1 protein-coding gene is annotated in these 996 nt (G+C 69.2%); it reads left to right on the top strand.

What is annotated here, in order from left to right; translation table 11 throughout:
• Positions 1–88: 88 nt before the first annotated feature.
• A partial coding sequence (locus tag EQG76_RS21815; RefSeq protein WP_200841010.1) for a GTP-binding protein occupies positions 89–996 on the top strand: 908 nt, incomplete at its 3' end.

The raw sequence follows: 996 nt of genomic DNA, 5'->3' as shown, positions 1-996 counted from the left end.
CCCGATCGCGCGAGCCGGTCGGACGCCTTCCTGCCCATGGGATGCCGACCGCGCCCGACGGCGCACGGACAAGGGAGGCCGAGAACGAATGAGTACCGACCGTAACCCATGCAACCTCGCGCTGGTCGGGCCGAACGGTGCCGGGAAGACGAGCCTGCTCGAGAGCATGCTGTTCGTGTCCGGCACCATTGCGCGCAAGGGCAAGGTGGCCGACGGCACCTCGGTAGGTGACCATGCGCCCGAGGCCCGGGCGCGACAGATGAGCACGGAGCCCACCTGCGCCAACGTCACATTCGACGGCAGGCGGCTCACCGTGATCGACTGCCCGGGCTCGGTGGAGTTTATCCATGACACCCGCTCGATCCTGACCGGGGTCGATGCGGCGGTGGTGGTGGTGGAGCCGGTGCTGGAGCGCCTGGTCGCGGTCGCCCCGCTGCTTCACTTCCTCGACGAGATCCACCTGCCGCACCTGATCTTCATCAACAAGATGGACCGCTCGGAAGTGCGCTGGCGCGATCTGCTAGCGGGCCTGCGGGCGGTCAGCCAGCGGCCGGTGGTGCCGCATCTCTATGCGATCGGCCGGGGCGAGGGCCTGGTCGGCTATATCGACCTAGTCGACGAGAAGGCCTGGCACTTCAACCCGGGCGCCCCCTCCGACGAGATGCCGGTGCCCGAGGAATATCGGGACCGAGAAAGCCAGGCGCGCCAGGAGATGCTGGAAACGCTGGCCGACTTCGACGACGAACTCCTGGAGCAGCTGCTGGAGGACCGGCCGGTCGACCCGGCCACCGTGCTGCGCGACCTGGCCCGCGGCCTGTCCGCCGACAGCGTCGTCCCGGTGCTGCTGGGCGTGGCTGAGCGCGACATGGGCGTGCGCCGGCTGCTGCGCGCGGTGGTCGAGGAGGTGCCCGATGCTGCTGTCACGGCCGAACGGCTGGGGATAGCCAAGGACGGCCCGCCGCTCGTCCAGGTCCTCAAGACCTACCATGTGCCCCA

It is taken from the genome of Geminicoccus flavidas (genome assembly GCF_009806515.1).
GTDB classification, from domain to species: domain Bacteria; phylum Pseudomonadota; class Alphaproteobacteria; order Geminicoccales; family Geminicoccaceae; genus Geminicoccus; species Geminicoccus flavidus.
Note: the sequence above shows the minus strand (reverse complement) of the source record. Positions and strands in the feature narration are given on the sequence as shown.